Annotated in this window: 22 protein-coding genes; 16 read left to right on the forward strand and 6 right to left on the reverse strand. The window is 70.8% G+C overall.

What is annotated here, in order from left to right; genetic code table 11:
- Positions 1-6: 6 nt before the first annotated feature.
- Positions 7-456, reverse strand: a complete 450-nt coding sequence (locus SSP08S_RS47945) for a lamin tail domain-containing protein (protein WP_043260346.1) — start codon at positions 454-456, stop codon at positions 7-9.
- A gap of 188 nt (positions 457-644) precedes the next feature.
- On the opposite strand from SSP08S_RS47945, the gene dxr reads away from it, so the two are divergent.
- The 6 genes from dxr (at position 645) to SSP08S_RS47975 (ending at position 8108) form a co-directional block, all read left to right on the forward strand.
- On the forward strand, positions 645-1913 hold the full coding sequence (dxr, locus tag SSP08S_RS47950; RefSeq protein ID WP_019074795.1) for a 1-deoxy-D-xylulose-5-phosphate reductoisomerase: 1269 nt from the start codon (positions 645-647) through the stop codon (positions 1911-1913).
- A complete protein-coding gene (locus SSP08S_RS47955; RefSeq protein ID WP_019074796.1) occupies positions 1910-3214 on the forward strand; it encodes a site-2 protease family protein in 1305 nt (434 codons plus the stop codon). Before dxr ends, SSP08S_RS47955 begins: the two co-directional genes overlap by 4 nt.
- Positions 3215-3382: 168 nt before the next feature.
- The gene (gene ispG / locus SSP08S_RS47960; protein WP_019074797.1) at positions 3383-4540 is read left to right on the forward strand and encodes a flavodoxin-dependent (E)-4-hydroxy-3-methylbut-2-enyl-diphosphate synthase; all 1158 of its coding nucleotides are present in this window, start codon (positions 3383-3385) and stop codon (positions 4538-4540) included.
- Positions 4541-4791: 251 nt separating this feature from the next.
- Positions 4792-5640: a GNAT family N-acetyltransferase gene (locus SSP08S_RS47965; RefSeq protein ID WP_026179450.1), complete on the forward strand. Its 849-nt coding sequence runs from the start codon at positions 4792-4794 to the stop codon at positions 5638-5640.
- A 115-nt stretch (positions 5641-5755) separates the two neighbouring features.
- Positions 5756-6319, forward strand: a complete 564-nt coding sequence (locus SSP08S_RS47970) for a GNAT family N-acetyltransferase (protein ID WP_051106126.1) — start codon at positions 5756-5758, stop codon at positions 6317-6319.
- A gap of 73 nt (positions 6320-6392) precedes the next feature.
- Entirely contained in the window at positions 6393-8108 is a 1716-nt protein-coding gene (locus tag SSP08S_RS47975; RefSeq protein WP_019074800.1) for a proline--tRNA ligase, read from the forward strand.
- Positions 8109-8147: 39 nt separating this feature from the next.
- Here the strand turns inward: SSP08S_RS47975 and SSP08S_RS47980 are convergent, their stop codons facing one another.
- Entirely contained in the window at positions 8148-8540 is a 393-nt protein-coding gene (locus tag SSP08S_RS47980; protein ID WP_019074801.1) for a hypothetical protein, read from the reverse strand.
- Between the two features lie 15 nt (positions 8541-8555).
- Between SSP08S_RS47980 and SSP08S_RS47985 the strand changes: the two genes are divergently transcribed.
- The 4 genes from SSP08S_RS47985 to SSP08S_RS48000 are packed head-to-tail and all read left to right on the forward strand — an operon-like array spanning position 8556 to position 11528.
- A complete protein-coding gene (locus SSP08S_RS47985) occupies positions 8556-9515 on the forward strand; it encodes an FAD:protein FMN transferase (protein WP_019074802.1) in 960 nt (319 codons plus the stop codon).
- Positions 9512-10093: a ferric reductase-like transmembrane domain-containing protein gene (locus tag SSP08S_RS47990; RefSeq protein WP_026179451.1), complete on the forward strand. Its 582-nt coding sequence runs from the start codon at positions 9512-9514 to the stop codon at positions 10091-10093. Before SSP08S_RS47985 ends, SSP08S_RS47990 begins: the two co-directional genes overlap by 4 nt.
- Positions 10090-11310 carry an NADH-ubiquinone oxidoreductase-F iron-sulfur binding region domain-containing protein gene (locus SSP08S_RS47995; protein WP_019074803.1) on the forward strand — a complete coding sequence of 407 codons (1221 nt, stop codon included), beginning with the start codon at positions 10090-10092 and terminating at the stop codon, positions 11308-11310. Before SSP08S_RS47990 ends, SSP08S_RS47995 begins: the two co-directional genes overlap by 4 nt.
- 2 nt (positions 11311-11312) lie before the next feature.
- A complete protein-coding gene (locus SSP08S_RS48000) occupies positions 11313-11528 on the forward strand; it encodes a ferredoxin (RefSeq protein WP_019074804.1) in 216 nt (71 codons plus the stop codon).
- Between the two features lie 76 nt (positions 11529-11604).
- Here the strand turns inward: SSP08S_RS48000 and SSP08S_RS48005 are convergent, their stop codons facing one another.
- Complete coding sequence (locus SSP08S_RS48005) at positions 11605-12606, reverse strand: Lrp/AsnC family transcriptional regulator (RefSeq protein WP_019074805.1); 1002 nt, start codon at positions 12604-12606, stop codon at positions 11605-11607.
- A 142-nt stretch (positions 12607-12748) separates the two neighbouring features.
- Here SSP08S_RS48005 and SSP08S_RS57525 point away from each other — a divergent pair, with 142 nt between their 5' ends.
- Genes SSP08S_RS57525 through SSP08S_RS48025 form a run of 4 tightly spaced genes read left to right on the forward strand, consistent with a single transcriptional unit; the run spans position 12749 to position 16849 of the window.
- A complete protein-coding gene (locus tag SSP08S_RS57525; RefSeq protein ID WP_019074806.1) occupies positions 12749-13969 on the forward strand; it encodes a M20 metallopeptidase family protein in 1221 nt (406 codons plus the stop codon).
- Complete coding sequence (locus SSP08S_RS48015) at positions 13969-14193, forward strand: hypothetical protein (protein WP_019074807.1); 225 nt, start codon at positions 13969-13971, stop codon at positions 14191-14193. The genes SSP08S_RS57525 and SSP08S_RS48015 overlap by 1 nt, the downstream gene beginning before the upstream one ends.
- Positions 14190-15638 (forward strand): sodium:solute symporter family protein, encoded by a 1449-nt coding sequence (locus SSP08S_RS48020; RefSeq protein ID WP_019074808.1) that lies wholly within the window; start codon positions 14190-14192, stop codon positions 15636-15638. The genes SSP08S_RS48015 and SSP08S_RS48020 overlap by 4 nt, the downstream gene beginning before the upstream one ends.
- On the forward strand, positions 15635-16849 hold the full coding sequence (locus tag SSP08S_RS48025; protein ID WP_019074809.1) for a metal-dependent hydrolase family protein: 1215 nt from the start codon (positions 15635-15637) through the stop codon (positions 16847-16849). Before SSP08S_RS48020 ends, SSP08S_RS48025 begins: the two co-directional genes overlap by 4 nt.
- A 102-nt stretch (positions 16850-16951) precedes the next feature.
- On the opposite strand, the gene SSP08S_RS48030 is transcribed toward SSP08S_RS48025, so the two are convergent.
- The 3 genes from SSP08S_RS48030 to SSP08S_RS48040 are packed head-to-tail and all read right to left on the reverse strand — an operon-like array spanning position 16952 to position 18872.
- Positions 16952-17842 (reverse strand): aminoglycoside phosphotransferase family protein, encoded by an 891-nt coding sequence (locus SSP08S_RS48030; protein WP_019074810.1) that lies wholly within the window; start codon positions 17840-17842, stop codon positions 16952-16954.
- 44 nt (positions 17843-17886) lie between these two features.
- Entirely contained in the window at positions 17887-18351 is a 465-nt protein-coding gene (locus SSP08S_RS48035; protein WP_019074811.1) for a ferritin-like domain-containing protein, read from the reverse strand.
- Positions 18348-18872 (reverse strand): hypothetical protein, encoded by a 525-nt coding sequence (locus tag SSP08S_RS48040; protein ID WP_026179452.1) that lies wholly within the window; start codon positions 18870-18872, stop codon positions 18348-18350. The genes SSP08S_RS48035 and SSP08S_RS48040 overlap by 4 nt, the downstream gene beginning before the upstream one ends.
- Positions 18873-19077: 205 nt before the next feature.
- On the opposite strand from SSP08S_RS48040, the gene rimP reads away from it, so the two are divergent.
- Complete coding sequence (rimP, locus tag SSP08S_RS48045) at positions 19078-19602, forward strand: ribosome maturation factor RimP (protein ID WP_019074813.1); 525 nt, start codon at positions 19078-19080, stop codon at positions 19600-19602.
- A 2-nt stretch (positions 19603-19604) separates the two neighbouring features.
- Positions 19605-20603, forward strand: a complete 999-nt coding sequence (gene nusA / locus SSP08S_RS48050; RefSeq protein WP_019074814.1) for a transcription termination factor NusA — start codon at positions 19605-19607, stop codon at positions 20601-20603.
- Positions 20604-20666 lie beyond the last annotated feature (63 nt).

The following is a 20666-nucleotide window of genomic DNA, read 5'->3' on the forward strand; positions in this document are numbered from 1 at the left end:
CCCGGATCAGCAGTACTTGTCGCTCGGATCCCGCGTCGTCCAGGAGCAGGTGTCGACCTTGCTGCCGGTCGCTCTGGTCAGCGTCGCCGTGTCGCTGGTGTTGTTCCAGACATAGGCACCGCGGTTCTGGTACGTGTTCGACGCGGTGTCCGAGCCCTTGCCGGTGTGCACCTTGATGTACTTGCCGGCGCCGATCTTGATGTTCTTGAAGACGTAGCGGTGGTTCGAGACGTCCTTCAGGACCCACCCCTTGAGCGAGATCGCCGACCGGCTGGTGTTCTTGATCTGCACCCACTCGCCGTTCAGGCTCGTGTTGGACCGGTTGTCCGAGCCCGGGCTGTCGAACCAGACGTGGTAGATCGTGACCCCGCCCGCGGCCTCGGCCGGAGTGCTCAGCAGCGTGCCGGTGAGTATCGCGGCGCCCGCGAGCGCGGGCAGGGCAGCGCGTATCCGCATGGAGAATCCCCCCAGGATGTCGTCCACTGGCCGGTCGTCCACCGGCGCAGGACTGAAGTGTTATCACACGACCTTCACGCCGTATTCACAAAGGGGGATTTCCCTTCAATCACCGACGAGAGCCGATAAGCCACCCGCCCGAGGGAACCGCTGTCCACCTGGCCACCCGTTGCGGCAACAATGGAGGGATGAGCGACAGTCCAGCACCCCTCGCCGACCCGCATCTCGTCTACGACCCCGTCGTGGGCGACGGTCCCAAGGCCCTGGTGATCCTGGGGTCCACCGGGTCCATCGGCACCCAGGCCATCGACCTGGTGCTGCGCAACCCGGACCGCTTCCGGGTCACCGCACTCTCCGCCAACGGCGGCCGGGTCGGGCTCCTCGCCGAGCAGGCGTACCGGCTCGGGGTGCGGACGGTCGCGGTCGCCCGCGAGGACGCCGTACCGGCACTGCGCGAAGCGCTCACCGCGCAGTACGGCGCCGGGGAACCGCTCCCCGAGATCCTGGCCGGTCCCGACGCGGCCACTCAGGTCGCCGCCTCCGACTGCCACACCGTGCTGAACGGCATCACCGGCTCCATCGGTCTCGCGCCCACCCTCGCCGCCCTGGAGGCGGGCCGCGTCCTCGCGCTCGCCAACAAGGAGTCGCTCATCGTCGGCGGCCCGCTGGTGAAGGCCCTCGCGAAGCCCGGCCAGATCATCCCGGTCGACTCCGAGCACGCGGCCCTCTTCCAGGCCCTCGCGGCCGGTACCCGCGCCGATGTGCGCAAGCTGGTCGTCACCGCGTCCGGCGGCCCCTTCCGCGGCCGTACGAAGGCGGAACTGGCGAACGTGACCGTCGCCGACGCCCTCGCGCACCCCACCTGGGCGATGGGCCCGGTGATCACGATCAACTCCGCGACCCTGGTGAACAAGGGTCTCGAAGTGATCGAGGCGCACCTGCTGTACGACATTCCCTTCGATCGCATTGAGGTGGTCGTGCACCCGCAGTCGTATGTCCACTCGATGGTGGAATTCAACGACGGATCGACGATCGCCCAGGCGACGCCCCCCGACATGCGCGGGCCGATCGCCATCGGGCTCGGCTGGCCCGAGCGGGTCCCGGACGCGGCGCCCGCGTTCGACTGGAGCAAGGCCTCGACCTGGGAGTTCTTCCCGCTCGACACCGAGGCGTTCCCCTCCGTCGGCCTCGCCCGGCACGTGGGACAGCTCGCGGGCACGGCCCCGGCGGTGTTCAATGCGGCGAACGAGGAGTGCGTGGAGGCGTTCCGCGCGGGCGCGCTGCCGTTCAACGGAATCATGGAGACGGTGACACGGGTGGTCGAGGAACACGGGACACCGGCCACGGGAACCTCGCTCACCGTGCCGGACGTCCTCGAAGCGGAGACCTGGGCGCGTGCCCGGGCCCGCGAACTGACAGCGCAGACGACCACGGCGAACGCGGAGGCGCGTGCATGACAGCCCTGATGATGATCCTCGGCATAGTCGTCTTCGCGGTCGGCCTGCTGGTCTCGATCGCCTGGCACGAGCTGGGGCATCTCTCCACCGCGAAGCTCTTCGGCATCCGGGTGCCCCAGTACATGGTCGGCTTCGGCCCGACCATCTGGTCCCGGAAGAAGGGCGACACCGAGTACGGGTTCAAGGCCATCCCGTTCGGCGGCTACATCCGCATGATCGGCATGTTCCCGCCCGGCGACGACGGCCGGATCACCGCCCGCTCCACCTCGCCCTGGCGCAGCATGATCGAGGACGCCCGCTCGGCGGCCTTCGAGGAACTCCAGCCCGGCGACGAGACCCGCCTCTTCTACACCCGCAAACCCTGGAAACGGGTCATCGTGATGTTCGCGGGCCCGTTCATGAACCTCATCCTGGCGGTGGCGCTCTTCCTCACCGTCCTGATGGGCTTCGGCATCTCGCAGCAGACCAACACGGTCAGCTCGGTCTCCCAGTGCGTCATCGCACAGAGCCAGAACCGCGACACCTGCCGGTCGACCGACCCGGCCTCCCCGGCCGCGGCGGCGGGCCTCAAGGCGGGCGACAAGATCCTCAGCTTCAACGGCGTGAAGACGACGGACTGGAACAAACTCTCCGACCTGATCCGCGCCGCCCCCGGCAAGACCGTCGCCATCGTCGTCGAGCGCAAGGGCCAGGACGTCACCCTGCACGCGAAGATCGCGAGCAACCAGGTCGCCAGGAAGGACTCCAGCGGCCAGATCGTCCAGGGCCAGTACGTCACCGCCGGCTTCCTCGGCTTCAGCGCGGCCACCGGCATCGTCCGCCAGGACTTCGGCGACTCGGTCACCTGGATGACCGACCGCCTCGGCGAGGCCGTCGACTCCATCGCCGACCTCCCCGGCAAGATCCCGGCCCTGTGGAACGCGGCCTTCGACGGCGCCCCCCGCCAGGCCGACTCCCCGATGGGCGTCGTAGGCGCGGCCCGCGTCGGCGGCGAGATCTTCACCCTCGACATCCCGCCCACCCAGCAGCTGGCCATGGCCCTGATGCTGGTCGCCGGCTTCAACCTCTCCCTGTTCCTCTTCAACATGCTCCCGCTGCTCCCGCTCGACGGCGGGCATGTCGCGGGCGCGCTGTGGGAGGCGCTGCGCCGCAACCTGGCGAAGGTGCTCAAGCGCCCGGACCCGGGCCCGTTCGACGTGGCGAAGCTGATGCCGGTCGCGTATGTCGTGGCAGGGATCTTCGTCTGCTTCACGCTGCTCGTCCTCGTGGCGGACGTGGTTAACCCGGTGAAAATCTCCTAGTCATCCGTAGTTTGTGGCGGCCTCACATCCTTGGTGTGGGGCCGCCCTCCATTGGGTGGGTTTACGGCCGGGATGTGCTCGGGCCCGCACGCTTGACGTAATCTCGAAGCCTGGAGCCCGTTGTTCCGGGACCGGGGCCTTGATCCACGACTTGGGGTTGCACAGCAGATGACTGCGATTTCTCTCGGCATTCCGTCCGTTCCGACCCGGCTCGCCGAGCGTCGCAAGAGCCGGCAGATCCAGGTCGGATCCGTGGCGGTCGGCGGCGACGCGCCGGTGTCCGTGCAGTCCATGACGACCACCCGTACGTCGGACATCGGCGCCACGCTCCAGCAGATCGCCGAACTCACCGCGTCCGGCTGCCAGATCGTCCGCGTGGCCTGCCCGACGCAGGACGACGCCGACGCCCTCGCGACGATCGCCCGCAAGTCGCAGATCCCGGTCATCGCGGACATCCACTTCCAGCCGAAGTACGTCTTCGCCGCGATCGAGGCCGGCTGCGCGGCGGTCCGCGTGAACCCGGGCAACATCAAGCAGTTCGACGACAAGGTCAAGGAGATCGCGCGGGCCGCGAAGGACCACGGCACCCCGATCCGCATCGGCGTGAACGCGGGCTCGCTGGACGCTCGACTGCTGAAGAAGTACGGCAAGGCGACCCCCGAGGCGCTGGCCGAGTCCGCCCTCTGGGAAGCGTCCCTCTTCGAGGAGCACGGCTTCCAGGACATCAAGATCTCGGTGAAGCACAACGACCCGGTCGTCATGGTCGAGGCGTACCGCCAGCTCGCCGCCCAGTGCGACTACCCGCTGCACCTCGGCGTGACGGAGGCGGGCCCGGCGTTCCAGGGCACGATCAAGTCGGCGGTCGCCTTCGGCGCGCTGCTCAGCCAGGGCATCGGCGACACGATCCGCGTCTCGCTCTCCGCCCCGCCGGTGGAGGAGATCAAGGTCGGCCTCCAGATCCTGGAGTCCCTGAACCTCAAGCCCCGCCGCCTGGAGATCGTCTCCTGCCCCTCCTGCGGCCGCGCCCAGGTCGACGTCTACAAGCTGGCCGAGGAGGTCACGGCGGGCCTGGAGGGCATGGAGGTCCCGCTCCGTGTGGCCGTCATGGGCTGCGTGGTGAACGGCCCCGGCGAGGCCCGCGAGGCCGACCTCGGTGTCGCCTCCGGCAACGGCAAGGGCCAGATCTTCGTGAAGGGCGAGGTCATCAAGACCGTCCCCGAGTCGAAGATCGTCGAGACGCTCATCGAGGAAGCCATGAAGATCGCCGAGCAGATGGAGGCGGACGGGGTGGCTTCGGGGGAGCCGACGGTCGCGGTCGCGGGCTGAAAAGGCTTTTGGGCTTTGCTTGTCGGCTCAGCTCTCGTGCTTCGCTTGTCGGCGCCGGTCGACACCATCAGCCCGTCCGGCGCTTGAGGACGAGGCCGTCCAGGCCGAAAGCGGGGGCCTGGGGGCGGCAGCCCCCAGACGCCCACTTCCCCACCCCCACAGGAGAAGCGAGCCCCAACACAAGGCGGCACCGCTCAGCTTCCGCAGGTACAGTGCGGAGATCAGCAGACCCTCAGGGTGAGGTCCCGTACGTGTTGACCCAGACCACCTCTCGGGTGCTCGAACCGAGCGACCTGGAAGCCGCGCTCGCCGTGCTCGACCGCGAGCCGGTCACGAACGCCTTCGTGACCTCGCGGGTGCAGGTCGCCGGCCTCGACCCGTGGCGGCTCGGCGGCGAGATGTGGGGCTGGTACGAGGACGGCATGCTGACGTCCCTCTGCTACGCGGGCGCCAACCTCGTCCCGATCTGCGCCACCCCTCGCGCGATCCGCGCGTTCGCGGACCGGGCCCGCAGGGCCGGCCGCCGCTGCTCCTCGATCGTCGGCCCCGCCGAGGCGACGGCCCAACTCTGGCGCCTCCTCGAACCCAGCTGGGGCCCGGCCCGGGAGGTCCGCGCCCACCAGCCGCTGATGGTCGCCGACCGCATGCCCACCGACATCGCTCCCGACCCCTACGTCCGTCGCATCCGCAAGGACGAGATGGAGACGATCATGCCGGCGTGCGTGGCGATGTTCACCGAGGAGGTGGGCGTCTCCCCGCTGGCGGGCGACGGCGGCCTCCTCTACCAGGCCCGGGTGGCCGAACTCGTGGGCTCCGGCCGCTCGTTCGCCCGTCTCGACGAGTACGGCAAGGTCGTCTTCAAGGCGGAGATCGGCGCCGCGACCCCGCAGGCCTGCCAGATCCAGGGCGTCTGGGTGGCCCCCGAGTACCGGGGGATGGGCGTGGCGGCCCCGGCGATGGCATCGGTACTGCGCTACGCCCTCGCGGACGTGGCCCCGGTCGTCAGCCTCTACGTGAACGACTTCAACACCCCGGCGAGAAGGGCGTACTTGAGGGTGGGCTTCCAAGAGGTCGGCGCCTTCATGAGCGTCCTGTTCTAAAGGGCTGTTCAGGGGCGCGGGGCTGTATCGATTTGCGGCTCCGCCGCGTGGGCGCGCTCAGCCACACGCGGCCCGCACCCGAACGACAACAGCCACCCCCCTGTACTCTCCCCACATGCGATTTCCCGGTCACGGCCACCGCCACCCCGAAGACGTCGTGATCGCCCCCCTGAACCTCTCGGCCCACGTCGACGAAGCCCTCGCCGTACAAGCCATCGCCTTCGGCCTGGGCGCAGACGAGGTGGCCGTACGCAGGCAGATCGTCCTGCGCCACATGACCTACCCAGGCGCCAACGCCTTCGGCGCCACCACCCAGGGCCGACTGGTCGGGTTTGTCTACGGCATGCCGAACAACCGCACCCACTGGTGGTCCACGGTCGTAGAGCCGTACCTCCGTGCCGGCGGTCACGACGCCTGGCTCGACGACTCCTTCGTGATCACCGAGCTGCACGTCCACCCGCACTTCCAGAACCGGGGCCTTGGCCGTTCCCTGATCACCACGATCACGGACACCGCCGCCGAACCCCGCTCGATCCTCTCCGCGATCGACACGGACAGCCCGGCCCGGGGCCTCTACCGCTCCCTCGGCTACGAGGACCTCGCCCGCCAGGTCCTGTTCCCCAGCGCCCCGAAGCCGTACGCGGTGATGGGTGCCCCGCTCCCGCTGCGCCGCCGTTAACCGATTTCCACCGGCACAGCGAGCCCGGCTAACCTCCTAGCCATCACCCTTTCCCGGCAGGAGTACAGGAACCATGGCGAACGCACCGGTCCAGCGCATGTCCCAGTTGATGGCGAAGACGCTGCGCGACGACCCGGCGGACGCCGAGGTCCTCAGTCACAAGCTGCTCGTGCGGGCCGGTTACGTCCGCCGTACCGCCGCCGGCATCTGGTCCTGGCTGCCGCTGGGCAAGAAGGTCCTCTCCAACGTGGAGCGGATCGTGCGCGAGGAGATGGACGCGATCGGTGCCCAGGAGGTGCTGCTGCCCGCGATCCTGCCCCGGGAGCCGTACGAGGCGACCGGCCGCTGGGACGAGTACGGCCCCGAGCTGTTCCGCCTCAAGGACCGCAAGGGCGGCGACTACCTCCTCGGCCCCACCCACGAGGAGATCTTCACGCTGATCGTGAAGGACCAGGCGTCCTCCTACAAGGACCTGCCCGTCATCCTCTACCAGATCCAGCACAAGTACCGCGACGAGGCCCGCCCCCGCGCCGGCATCCTGCGCGGCCGCGAGTTCCTGATGAAGGACTCGTACTCCTTCGACACCGAGGACGAGGGCCTGGCCCACTCCTACGCCCTGCACCGCCAGGCGTACCAGAAGGTGTTCGCGCGCCTGGGCCTCGACTACCGCATCTGTGCCGCGACCGCGGGCGCGATGGGCGGCTCCAAGTCGGAGGAGTTCCTCGCTCCCGCCGAGGCCGGCGAGGACACCTTCGCGGACTGCCCGAACTGCGACTTCGCCGCCAACACCGAAGCGATCACGTACGAGTTGACGTCCGTGGACGCGACCGGCGTGCCCGCGCTCGAAGAGATCCCCACCCCCGACACCCCCACCATCGAGACCCTCGCCGCCCACCTCGGTGTCGAGGCCTCCGCGACCCTCAAGAACCTCCTCGTGAAGGTCGACGGCGAGATCGTGGCCGTAGGAGTGCCCGGTGACCGCGAGGTCGACCTGGACAAGGTCGAGGCCCATTTCGCCCCCGCCGCAGTGGAGTTGGTGACGGCTGAGGACTTCACCGGCCGTCCCGACCTGGTGCGCGGTTACGTCGGTCCGCAGGGCCTGGGCGAGAAGGTCACGTACATCGCCGACCCGCGCGTGGCTCCCGGCACGAGCTGGATCACGGGCGCCAACAAGGAGGGCACGCACGCGAAGAACGTCGTCGCGGGCCGTGACTTCGAGGTCGACACGTACGTCGACGTCGTGGTCGTCAACGAGGGCGACCCCTGCCCCAAGTGCGGCACCGGCCTCAAGCTCGACCGCGCCATCGAGATCGGCCACATCTTCCAGCTCGGCCGCAAGTACGCCGACGCCCTGAAGCTCGACGTCCTCGGCCAGCACGGCAAGCCGGTCCGCGTGACGATGGGCTCCTACGGCATCGGTGTCTCCCGCGCGGTGGCCGCCCTCGCCGAGCAGACCGCCGACGACAAGGGCCTGTGCTGGCCCGCCGAGGTCGCCCCGGCCGACGTGCACGTCGTCGCCGCGGGCAAGGCCCTCCAGACCGAACTCGCCCTGGACGTCTCGGAGAAGCTGCGCGCGGCCGGCCTGCGCGTCCTGGTCGACGACCGCGCCGGAGTCTCCCCGGGCGTGAAGTTCACCGACTCCGAGCTGATCGGCGTACCGAAGATCCTGGTCGCGGGCCGCCGTTCCGCCGAGGGTGTCCTGGAGCTCAAGGACCGCAGGACCGGCGAGCGCGAGGAGCTGACCGTCGACGAGGCGATCGCCCGCCTGACCGCGCAGCCCGCTCTGTAAGAGATCTCTCAGGGAGTTCTGCGCAGGCGTATGGGCGCCTCACAGACTTCTCTCAGGCTGGTCCCCGACCGTAGTACGTGACAGAGCGTCACTGCGGAGGGGAACGGTCATGACAGTCAAGGAGCGTGGGGCCGCTGCGGCGGTCCGCAGAGGCAAGCGGCGCATCGCGGCGGCCACGGCAGCGGTCACGCTGGCGGCGGCCGCCGGGGTGTTCGCCCTGGTCGGCACGTTGCAGTCGGACACGGAAGCGGACACGACGGCGAGCAACACCGGCACGAGCACTTCGTCGTCGCCCTCGCCGTCGGCCTCTTCCTCCAGCTCGTCCACGTCGGACAGCTCGTCCTCATCGTCCTCATCCTCTTCGTCCTCGTCGGACCTCCAGTCGTCCTCGTCCGGCGTGACGTCGTCCTCCGGCGGCTCCACCGACTCCACGTCGGGAGCGTCGTGATGAGTGTGACGACCCTGCGTACGACGGCCGCCGCCGACTGGCGCGCCCTGGGGACCACGGTCAGGCTGGTCGTCACCGACCCGGCCCTCCTGGACTCCTGCAACCTGCTCCTCGCCCGGCACCTCGCCGAGGTCGACGCGGCCTGCAGCCGCTTCCGCCCCGACTCCGAACTGGCCGCCCTGGACGCCTCGTTCGGCCGCCCGGTCACCGTGAGCCCACTGCTCGCCGAAGCCCTCGCGGTCGCCCTGCGCGCCGCCGAGGCGACGGACGGCGCGGTCGACCCGACCGTGGGCTCGGCGATGAACGCCATCGGCTACGACCGCGACTTCACCCTCGTCCGCGAGGACGACCGCCCGGTCCGGCTCACCGTGAAGCGCGCCCCGGGCTGGCGCCTGATCGACCTCGACCGTACGACGGGCACGGTCACCGTCCCGGCCGGCGTCCGCCTCGACCTCGGTGCCACGGCGAAGGCCTGGGCCGCCGACAAGGCCGCCGCGATGCTCGCCGAAGTCGCGGGCTGCGGAGTCCTGGTGAGCCTCGGCGGCGACACGGCCGTCGCGGGGGAGCCCCCGGCCGGCGGCTGGAACATCCGCGTCCAGGACGTCACCGGTTCCGTCGACGAGACGCCCGCGGACGGCACGTACGCCACGATCGGCCTGCGCTCCGGCGGCCTCGCCACCTCGGGCACCGCCTCCCGCAACTGGCGCCGCAGCGGCCACGAACTGCACCACATCGTCGACCCGCGCACCGGCCTCCCGGTCCGCAGCCCCTGGCGCACGGTCTCGGTCGCCGCGGCGACGAGCGCCGACGCCAACGCGGCGAGCACGGCGGCCATGGTCAAGGGCGCGGGCGCGGAACGCCGGCTGACCCGCCTCGGCCTGCCGGCCCGCCTGGTCGCCCAGGACGGCACGGTCGTCACGACCCCGGGCTGGCCCACCTCCCTGGCGGCCGCCGCATGAGCTCCGAAACCCTCTGGTACGCCAACCGCGCCACCGGAGCCGTCTGCCTGGTCCTGTTCACGGTCGTCGTCCTGCTCGGCATCGCGGTCCGCCTGCGCACCCGGCTCCCCGGCCTGCCCCGCTTCGGCACGGTCACCCTGCACCGCAGCCTCTCCCTCTCCGCGACCGCGTTCCTGGCCCTGCACATCGCGGTGGCGGTGATCGACGGCTACGTCAACATCAGCGTCCTCGACGCGGTGATCCCCTTCGTCTCCGACTACCAGCCGTTCTGGCTGGGCCTCGGCACGGTGGCCCTGGACCTGCTGCTCGCGGTCCTGGTCACCAGCCTCCTCCGCGAACGCATCGGCCACCGCACCTGGCGGGCGGTCCACTGGCTGGCGTACGCCTCCTGGCCCGTCGCCCTGATCCACGGCATCGGCATCGGCACGGACACCGGCACCGACTGGATGACCTGGCTGACCGTGTCCTGCGTGGCCGCGGTGGTCGCCGCCTTCGCCCTCCGCACGGCCCACTCCGCCCGCGCCGCCCGCCGCACCCCCGCGGCCCTGCTCCGCACCGCCGAAGGAGCCCGCTCATGACCACCACGACCTTCACCGACGTCTACATGTCCCCCCGCCTCCTCGCCCCCGGCGGCACCGCGGCCGACCTCGCCACCCACGAACAGCGCTACGGCCCACTGTCCTACGGCGATCCCGACGCCCTCCTGAGAACCGTCGCCGAATCAGGCCTCACCGGACGCGGAGGCGCCGCGTTCCCGACGTACCGCAAACTCGTCGCGGTCGCCGACGCGAGCCGCCGTACGGGCCGCACCCCCGTGGTCGTGGCGAACGGCGCGGAAGGCGAACCGGCCAGCCGCAAGGACAAGACACTCCTGCGCCTCTCACCCCATCTGGTCCTGGACGGGCTGCAGTTGGCGGCCAGGGCGGTGGGCGCGGGCGAGGCCCACCTGGCGGTGGAGGACGGCGCGTCCTACCTGGAGTCGGCCCTGGCCCAGCGCAACGACCCGCTGAACGTGAAGGTGATCCGCCTCCCCAAACGCTTCCTCTCCGGCCAGGCCTCGGCGCTCGCCCAGTACGTCTCCGGGAACGCTCCGCTGCCCCGCCACCAGCACCCGCCGGTCCGTGAACGCGGAGTGCGCAAGGCCCCCACACTCGTCCAGAACGTCGAAACCCTGGCCCACCTCGCCCTGGTCGCCCGCTACGGCGCCGACTGGTTCCGCAGCGCGGGCACGCCCACCCAGCCCGGCAGCACGCTCTGCACCCTGCATGTGCCGGGCCGTGAAGTCCGGGTCGTGGAAGCCCCGTTCGGCCTCCCGCTGGACCGCTTGCTCCCGCTCCAAGGCATGTCGGCGGTACTGGTCGGCGGCTACCACGGCACCTGGATCCCGTCCGCCGGAGCGGCCCAACGCACGCTGGACTCAGGGGACTTGGGTGCGGGCGTCCTGGCCGCACTCCCCACCACCCGCTGCGGAGTGGCCGAAACCGCCCGAGTCCTGCGCTACTTGGCCCTCCAGTCGGCCGGCCAGTGCGGCCCCTGCCTCAACGGCCTGCCGCGCATAGCCTCGGCCTTCCAGACCCTGGCCGCCCCCGGCCCCCAGGGCAACACCCGCCAGGACGTGGCCCGTTGGTCCGGCCTGGTCGAGGGCCGAGGCGCCTGCCACCACCCCGACGGCACGGTCCGACTGGTCCGCAGCGCGCTGACCACGTTCGCGGCCGAACTCGACGCCCACGCAAGGGGCTTGTGCACGGCGACCGACCCCACCCCCCTGCTCCCGATCCCGAACGAGGCCCGCTGACCATGGAGCAACAGCAGATCGACATCGACTGGACGGCGTGCCAGGGACATGGCCTGTGCGCGGAACTACTACCGGACCACATCACGCTGGACGAGTGGGGCTACCCGCTGGTGGCCGGGACTGCGATCCCGGCGCGCACGGTGAAACGGGCCCGCCAAGCGGCTTCGGACTGCCCGGTCCTGGCTCTGAAGTTGAGGACGACTGGAGCGCCCCTTTAGGGGCGCGGGGAACTGCGCGAGCAACCACAACAAACCCGCAGCCCGAAAACGACCCGCACCCCCGAGCGGAACCGCCCTAGACATCCGCCCAGAAATCCATCGGAACCCGACCCTCGATCCGCCCCTCCTCGTCCAACAGACACCCACCCAACTTCACCGCCCGCAACGTCACCGCCCGATCAACGATCTCCGACCGGGACAGCTTGGCCACCATCTCGCTCTCCAGCCCCACCGCCTCACCCGGCCCCCGCAACCACACCCCGACCAGCAAATTCGCCGCCCCGCTGATCGCCGCGCACATCCGCACCTCGGGCAGCCCGCCCAGCGTCCGCGCCGACCGTTCCAACTGATCCGGCGGCACCCGCAACCACAGCAGCATGGTCACCGGCGCAGGCGACAGGGACCGCGCGATCTCGCACCGCAGCCGGATCACCCCACCGGCCAGAGCCGCCCCCAAGTGCCGCCGGACGGTACTCGCACCGACACCGAGCCGCGAGGCCAACTCGGTATGCGTGGCACGGGCGTTCTCCCCGAGGGCGAGCAACAGGGCGCGGTCCAGCTCCCCGAACCGCGGCGACATGCCCGGTGACGGCTCCGCCGCCGTGAGCAGGCCGCGCTGGTCACGCGACAGCGCCCGCACCTGCCAGCGACTGCCCTCGGTGTACATCCGGGGCGCGACCAGGGTCCGGGTCCCCACCACTCCCGGCAGCCCCGCCAGCCGGTCCACCACGTAGCGCGACGCCGTGGCCAGGTCCGACGCCACCAGGTGCAGCACCAGGTCGCAGGGGCCCGCCACATAGTCGACGGCCGCCAGATGCGGATCGCCGGCCACCGTGCGGGCCACCCGCATGGCCTCACCGGGCGCGCAGTCCACCTGCACGAAGGCGAAGACCAGCCCCTCCCCGACGGCGGCGCCCGGATAGGCGGTCAGCCACGCCTCGCGCCGCTCGACCAACTGCCCCCAGTGCCGGGCCACGGTCACCGGGCCGACGCCCAGCGCCTTGCCGATCAGTGACCAGGAAGCGCGGGGTTGCACCTGCAGCGCGTTGACCAGAGCGAGGTCGGCCTCGGACAGCATGGTGGATCCTTCGGTTTCAGGGCTGCTGAGTGGCGTATTCCGCCAATTTCCGCGCGACACTGCGCTGCCCTCCCATGATTGCCGGTCACGTGGGCAAACACGCACCACACGCACCACGTGGTGCACAGGCGAGGGGAGAGGGATGAGTCTGCGAGACGACGCGCGTGAGCTCCAGGGCGAACTGGCCGTCCTGCGCCGGGCGTTGCACCGGGAACCCGAGATCGGCCTGCACCTGCCGCGGACGCAGGAGAAGGTGCTGGCCGCACTGGACGGACTGCCGCTGGAGATCGGCACGGGCACCTCGCTGTCCTCCGTCACGGCCGTCCTGCGCGGCGGAGGCGAACCCGGCGGCCCCGTCGTCCTGCTGCGCGGGGACATGGACGGTCTGCCCGTCACCGAGCGCACCGGCGCGGAGTTCACCTCCCGGATCGACGGCGCCATGCACGCCTGCGGCCACGATCTGCACACCGCCGGACTCGTCGGCGCCGCCCGGCTGCTCGCCGCCCGGCGCGAGAGCCTGGCCGGGGACGTGGTCTTCATGTTCCAGCCGGGGGAGGAGGGCTGGGACGGCGCCGGGCACATGGTCGAGGAGGGTGTCCTCGCGGCGGCGGGCCGTCCGGTCGACGCCGCCTACGGACTGCACGTCAGCTCGTCGTCGTACCCCACCGGCGTCTTCAGCTCCCGCCCCGGCACGCTGATGGCGGCCTCGGCGGGCCTGCGTGTGAGGGTCGTGGGAGCGGGCGGGCACGGTTCGCGACCGCATGCCGCGCTGGACCCGGTGCCCGCGGCCTGCGAGATGGTCACCGCGCTGCAGACGATGGTGACCCGGCGCTTCGACGTCTTCGACCCGGTCGTGGTCACCGTCGGCACCTTCCACGCCGGCACCCGGCGCAACGTCATCCCGGACGACGCCGTCTTCGAGGCGACCGTGCGCACCTTCACCCCGGCCGCCGCCGAACGCGCCGCCGAGGTCGCCGTACGCCTCTGCGAGGGCATCGCGGCGGCCCACGGCCTCACGGCCGAGGTCGACTTCGTCCCCGAGTACCCGGTCACGGTCAACCACGTGGCCGAGCACGACTTCCTCGCCGACACCGTCCGCGAGGTCTTCGGGGAGGAGCGCTTCGAGCCGCTGGCCGACCCGATCACCGGCTCGGAGGACTTCTCCCGGGTCCTGGACCGGGTACCGGGCGCCTTCGTCTTCCTGGGCGCCGACACCACCGGCGACCCGGAGACCGCGCCCGGCAACCACTCCCCGCTCGCCGCCTTCGACGACAGCGTTGTCTCCGACGGCTCCGCCCTGCTCGCCGAACTCGCCGTCCGCCGACTGGACCGGCTCGGCCGTCCCACGAAGGAGACCGTGTGATGCGTCCGTACCACCTGATACCCGCCGTGCCCGCGCTCGCGCTGGCCCTCATGCCGTTCCTGCCGTTCGTCAACACCGACGGACTGTGGTTCGGCCTGCCCCGGATGCTCGTGTGGGGCGCCGCCTGGTGCGTGCTGTGCACCCCCGCGCTGCTGCTGACGGAACGCCTGATGGCCACCGAGGAAGCGGGCACCGCCACGATCACCGAGGGGGCCGACCAGTGACCACCATCCTGATCATGACGTTCACCGGCATCGTGCTGATCGGCGTCCTCGGCTTCGTCGGCCGCCGCAAGCCGGCCGCCGACCTGTCCGAATGGGCCGTCGGCGGACGGAACTTCGGCGCGGTGAGCATGTGGTTCCTCCAGGCCGGCGAGGTGTTCACCACCTTCACCTTCCTCGGCATGGCGGGCCTGGCCTTCAGCGGCGGAGTCGCCGCCCTGTACGCCCTCCCGTACGTCCCCATCGGCTACATGGTGCTGTTCTTCCTCGCCAAGCGCCTGTGGTCGCTCGGCAAGGAGCGCGGCTACCTCACCCAGGGCGATTACCTGGAGGACCGCTACGACAGCAGACTGCTCGGCACGGTCGCGGCCGTCCTCGGCGTCGTCTTCGTGCTGCCGTACCTCCAACTCCAGATCACCGGACTGGGGTTGATCGTCCAGCTGGTCACCGGCAACTCCTCCTCCGGCACCCTCAGCATGATCATCGGCAGCGCGCTGGTCGTGGCCTTCGTCCTGTGGGCGGGGCTGCACGGCGTCGCGATGACGTCGTACTTCAAGGACGTCGTCATGCTGGTCGTCCTTGCCGTCCTCCTCGTCGCCGTCCCCGCGCACTTCGCGGGCGGTGTCAGCGCGATGTTCCACCGCATCGACAAGCTGCACCCCGAGATGCTGACGATCCACGCCGGCCCCGCCGACCAGGTCTGGTTCACCACGAGCATGCTGGTCAGCGCGATCGGCGTCGGCCTGATGTGCCTGCCGCACGCCTGGCCCGCGGTGATGTCCGCCCGTGACCCGAAGGTCCTGCGCCGCAACTACACCTGGATGCCGCTGTACGAGCTCTGCCTGCTGATGCCGATCATCGTCGGCTTCGCCGCCGTCCTCGTCGTCAAGCCGGGCAGTTCGGCCAACGGCATCCTGCTGACCCTGAGCAAGCAGGTCCTGCCCGCGTGGGCGACGGGCCTGGTGGTGATCGCGGCCGTGGCGACGGCGATGGTGCCGGCCGCGGGCATCCTGATCGGCATCTCGTCCCTGGTGGCCCGCAACATCGCGCGGGTGAAGGGCGAGCGCACCCAGTTCTGGATCAACCACGGCACAGTGGTCGCGGCCTGCGGCCTGTCCCTCCTCCTGGCGATCTTCCGCCCCGACCTGCTGGCCAACCTGTTGCTGCTCACCTACAGCGGCACCGTCCAGCTCGCCCCCGCCATCGCCCTGGGCTTCCTGGCCCGCCGCCCGGTGGGCAAGGTCCCGGTCCTCGCCGGGCTGTTCGTCGGCGAACTGGTCGTCATCTGGCTGACGTTCTGGGACAAGGGCCTGGCGGGCAACGTCAACGTGGGCCTGGTCGGCCTGGCCGCCAACATGATCGTCCTGACTCTCGCGGCCCTCGCCGAACGTCTCCTGACCCGCAGCACAACTCCCGACCCCGACAAGCAAGTCGCGGTGACCGCATGACCAACTCCGCACTCCGTACGGTCTTTTCGGGCGGCCTCGTCTTCGACGGCACCGGAGCCGACCCCGCCCCCGCCGACGTGGTGGTGGCCGACGGCCGCATCGTGGACGTGGGGACGGGCCTGGACGGCGACACAGCCGTCGACTGCACGGGCCGCACCCTCCTCCCGGGCCTGTTCGACTGCCACGTCCACCTCACGCTCAACGGCATCGGGCTGCTCGGGGCGCTCCAGAAGCCCTTCTCGTACCAGTTCTTCGAGGCGGCGGTGAACCTGCGCCGCACCCTCCAAGCCGGCATCACCACCGTCCGCGACGCCGCGGGCGCCGACCTGGGCGTCAAACAGGCGGTCGAGGACGGCCTGGTGCCGGGCCCCCGCGTCCAGATCTCGATCGGCCTGATCAGCCAGACCGGCGGCCACGGCGACAACTGGATGCCCTCGGGCCAGTGCGCCGGTCTCGCCGTACCGCACCCGGGCCGCCCGCCCGCGATCGCCGACGGCCCGGACGAGATGCGCAGCACCGCCCGCACCCTGCTGCGGGCCGGCGCCGAGGTCCTCAAGGTGTGCACCACCGGCGGTGTCCTGTCCCCGCGCGACGACCCCCGGCACAGCCAGTTCACCCCCGCGGAACTCGACGTCCTGGTGGCCGAGGCGAGCGCCCAGGGCCGCTACGTCATGGCCCACGCCCAGGGCGCGGACGGCATCAAGAACGCCGTCCGCGCCGGGGTCCGCTCCATCGAGCACGGCATCCACCTGGACGACGAGGCGATCGACCTCATGCTGCGACACGGCACCTGGCTCGTCCCCACACTGATCGCCCCCGTGGCCGTGATCCGCGCGGCCGAGGCCGGCGTCCAGATCCCCGACGCCATGGTCCGCAAGGCGCGGGAGGTCACCGAGGCCCACACCGACTCCGTACGCCGGGCCGCCGAGGCGGGCGTCCGCATCGCAATGGGCACGGACAGCGGCATCGGCCCGCACGGCACCAACCTCGACGAACTGCCACTGATGGAGGCGTGCGGCATGACTCCGGGCGAGGTGCTGGCGGCCACCACGTCGTCGTCCGCCCGCCTACTGGGCTACGACGACCTGGGCACCGTAGAACCAGGTCGCAGAGCCGACCTGGTGCTCGTCGAGGGCGACGCCTACGACCTGACGGCGCTGCCTGCCAACGTGACGGAGGTATGGAAGGACGGAGTCCGGGCGGCCGTGTAGACCGACGGGGCCAGGTGTCTTCAGGGGCGCGGGGCTGGATCGATTTGCGGCTCCGCCGCGTGGGCGCGCCCAGCCCTCACTCAGCCGCAGTCACACCACGACCTAGAGCCACCCGGCAAATTCCAGCAACAACTCGGCATCCCGAGGCCGCCCCACCCGCAACGCCCGCACTCCCGACTCAACAGCCCGGAACAACGTCCACCCCCGCAACCGCTCCTGATCCACATCAAGAGACTCGGCAAGTCGCTTGATCCGCCGCCGAGTTGTGGACGCCCCCGAAGGCGTCGCGATCAGATCCTCCACCCGATCCCGCACCAACCGAGCCAGATCGAAGGCGCACTCACCCACCACCGGATCCGGCCCCACGGCCAACCACGGCACCCGATCCCCGGCCAGCACCTTGCTCTGCCGAAAAGTGCCATGCAGCAACCGCACCTCAGGCGGCGCGGCCAGTAGCTCCTCACGTGCTTCGAGAGCCGCGTTCACCAGCGGGGCCACCTCCGCGGACGCGCCCCGCATCACCTCCGCCTGCCGGCCGGTCCGCTCGCTCACGGTCTCGAAAACATGATCCGCGGGCGGCTCCACCCACAGCCGCCGCAACGCCCCCGCCGCCTCCAGCAACGCCTTCGCCTCGGGCAACGACCGCACCGACACATCCGGATGCAACCGCTCCAGCAGAAGCACCCCCTCACCGGCAGCCGCCTCAATTAGCTGTACGGCCCCCCGGCCGCCCCAGTGCGCGAGCGCGGCCCGCTCGCTCTCCGGCCGGGCCCTGCGCGGGGCCAGCTTCAGGACCGCAGGCGTTCCGTCGGCCCGCCGTACCAGCACGACCAGGCTGCTGCGCCCGCCGGGCACCTGCACCCGTTCCGTGGTCAACTCGCGTAGATCAACGGCCTGTTGGGCCACCTCGGGCAGCTTCTCCAACCAGTCGTCACCGCTCGGTGCCGTCTCACCGAGCGCCCTCACCAGACGCTGCGGCGGTTCGAAAGCCATGCGCGAGTTGTTCCCTTCGTACGGTCCTGCGGCCCGGTGCGGTGTTACGCCGTGGGTGTCGCCGAGGCCGTGGGGGTCGCGGCCCGCTCGGCGAGACCTGGGAAGGGTACGCTGCCGCCGCGCCAGCGCACCGCCCGGACCGCCGCTTCCCGCAGCGCCTCCGCGGCGATGCCGCGCACCCCGCCGGTCGACGCCCGCACCAGGTCGGAGTAGACCCCGGCGACCCGTTCCTCCAGCTCGGCGGCGAGCCGTACGGCGGCGGCCGAGTCCGGTACCGCGAACGGCAGCGCGTACGCGGCCGACGCGGCCACCGGCTTGCCGCCGAGGTCTCGTACCTCCCGGACCAGGGCGTCCCGCCGGGCCCGGTGTCCGTCGTAGGCCGCCTTGGCCTCGGTGCGCCGGCCCTCGCGGATACGGCCGCCGACCACGCCGTAGCCGTAGACCGCCGCGTGCTCGGCGGCCAGGGCCGCCTGCAGTGCGGTCAGTTCCGCGGCCTTCTCCTCGCTCACTTGGCATCCTCCGTCAGCAGATACGCGTGCCCTGCCCCGGCCGCCGCCACCGAGGCCAGCAGCCGGGCCAGCTCGCCCGGTACGTCGAGCAGCGCCTTGGCCCGCTTGTCGGCGAGGCTCCGCTCGGCCGCCGCCAGCCCGGCCAGGGCGTCGCTCGCGGTCGCGGGCACGGCGGAGGCCGAAGCCGAGGCCGACGGCTCGGCAGTGGCCGTAGAAGACGGCGTGGAACCGCTGCCCCCGAAGGCCGTCGCGTGCCGGACGACCTCCGCGCGGAGCGGGGTCAGGCGCTCCGCGAGCGTCGGGTGGGCGGCGAGTACCGCGTCGTAGTGCTGGAGCAGGGCCTCGCTGTCGGAGGCCGCACGCGCGCGTGCGCGTTCGGCGGCCGAGGGGCTGCCCGCGGTGTTCTCGGTGTCGTCGCCGTCGGTGGAGCAGCCCACCAGGAGCGCGGCTCCGGCGGCCGAGGCGAGCAGGCTCCTTCTGCGCGGTCCCGTGAGGGTGCGCGGAGGTGGGGGGAACGGCACGGCGGATCGTCCTCGGGGGGCTCGTACGAACGAAAACACGGGAAGGGCTGCGCGCCCGTGATCACGGTACCCGCGCACCGGATCCCTGCCAGTCACCGGCACCGGTCTGTCCGCAGGTGGACGGCAACACACCCCAGGACCGGATACCCTTTGAGCAGACACGCGCCCTACCCACAACAGCACACGCGGCCGAGGAGTCACCCGGATGAGCACGACCCAGAGCGAGAGGCTGCGAGTACTGCTGGAACCGCTCGTCAGCTCCCAGGGACTCGATCTCGAAGAGGTCGAAGTGGACTCGGTCGGACGCAAGCGGGTGCTGCGCGTGGTCGTCGATTCCGACACGGGTGCCGATCTGGACCAGATCGCGGATGTGAGCCGCGCGCTCTCCGCGAAGCTCGACGAGACCGACGCGATGGGCGCCGGCGAGTACACCCTCGAGGTCGGGACCCCCGGTGCCGAGCGCGAGCTCACCGAGCACCGTCACTACGTGCGCGCCACCGACCGGCTGGTGAAGTTCCAGCTGGCCGAGAGCGGTGAGCTGGTCGCCCGGATCCTCGGCGTGGACGACGACGGGATCGATGTGGAGGTGCCGGGTGTGAAGGGGCGCAAGCCCACCGCCAGGCGGCTCGCCTTCGCGGATGTCGTCAAGGCCCGCGTGCAGGTCGAGTTCAACCGTAAGAGCAAGAACGAAGAGCACGAAGAAAACACAGAGAACGCAGAGGAGGCGTAGCCGTGGACATCGACATGAGTGCCCTGCGGGGCCTGGTACGGGAGAAGGAGATCTCCTTCGACCTGCTGGTCGGAGCGATCGAGTCGGCCCTCCTCATCGCCTACCACCGCACCGAGGGAAGCCGCCGCCACGCGCGCGTGGTGCTCGACCGTGAGAACGGCCATGTGACGGTCTGGGCGAAAGAGGACCCCGAGGACCTGGAGGAGGGGGAGGAGCCGCGCGAGTTCGACGACACCCCGTCCGACTTCGGCCGGATCGCCGCCACCACCGCCAAGCAGGTCATCCTGCAGCGGCTGCGGGACGCCGAGGACGAGGTGACGTTCGGCGAGTTCGCCGGCCGTGAGGGCGACATCGTCGCCGGTGTGGTCCAGCAGGGCCGCGACCCGAAGAACGTGCTCGTCGACATCGGCAAGCTGGAGGCCATCCTGCCGGTGCAGGAGCAGGTGCCGGGCGAGGAGTACCCGCACGGGCTGCGCCTGCGGTCGTACGTCGTCCGGGTGGCGAAGGGCATGCGCGGTCCGTCCGTGACCCTGTCCCGTACGCACCCCAACCTGGTGAAGGCGCTGTTCGCCATGGAGGTGCCGGAGGTCGCCGACGGGTCGGTGGAGATCGCCGCCATCGCGCGTGAGGCCGGCCACCGCACGAAGATCGCCGTCCGCTCCACCCGCAGCGGCCTGAACGCCAAGGGCGCCTGCATCGGCCCCATGGGCGGCCGGGTGCGCGCGGTGATGGGCGAGCTGCACGGCGAGAAGATCGACATCGTCGACTGGTCGGACGACCCGGCCGAGATGGTGGCCAACGCGCTGTCCCCGGCGCGGGTCTCCAAGGTCGAGGTGGTGGACCTCGCGACCCGTTCCGCGCGCGTGACGGTGCCGGACTACCAGCTGTCGCTGGCGATCGGCAAGGAAGGGCAGAATGCCCGGCTCGCGGCCCGCCTCACGGGCTGGCGGATCGACATCCGTCCGGACACCGAACAGCCGTCCGACCAGCCAGGGGAATAGTTCTCGGCCGCCAGTGGCTTAGATCACGACAACAGCCGTTCGATTCTTGCCCCGAAGGGGTGA

Source organism: Streptomyces hokutonensis, from assembly GCF_000376565.1.
Taxonomy (GTDB): Bacteria; Actinomycetota; Actinomycetes; order Streptomycetales; family Streptomycetaceae; genus Streptomyces; species Streptomyces hokutonensis.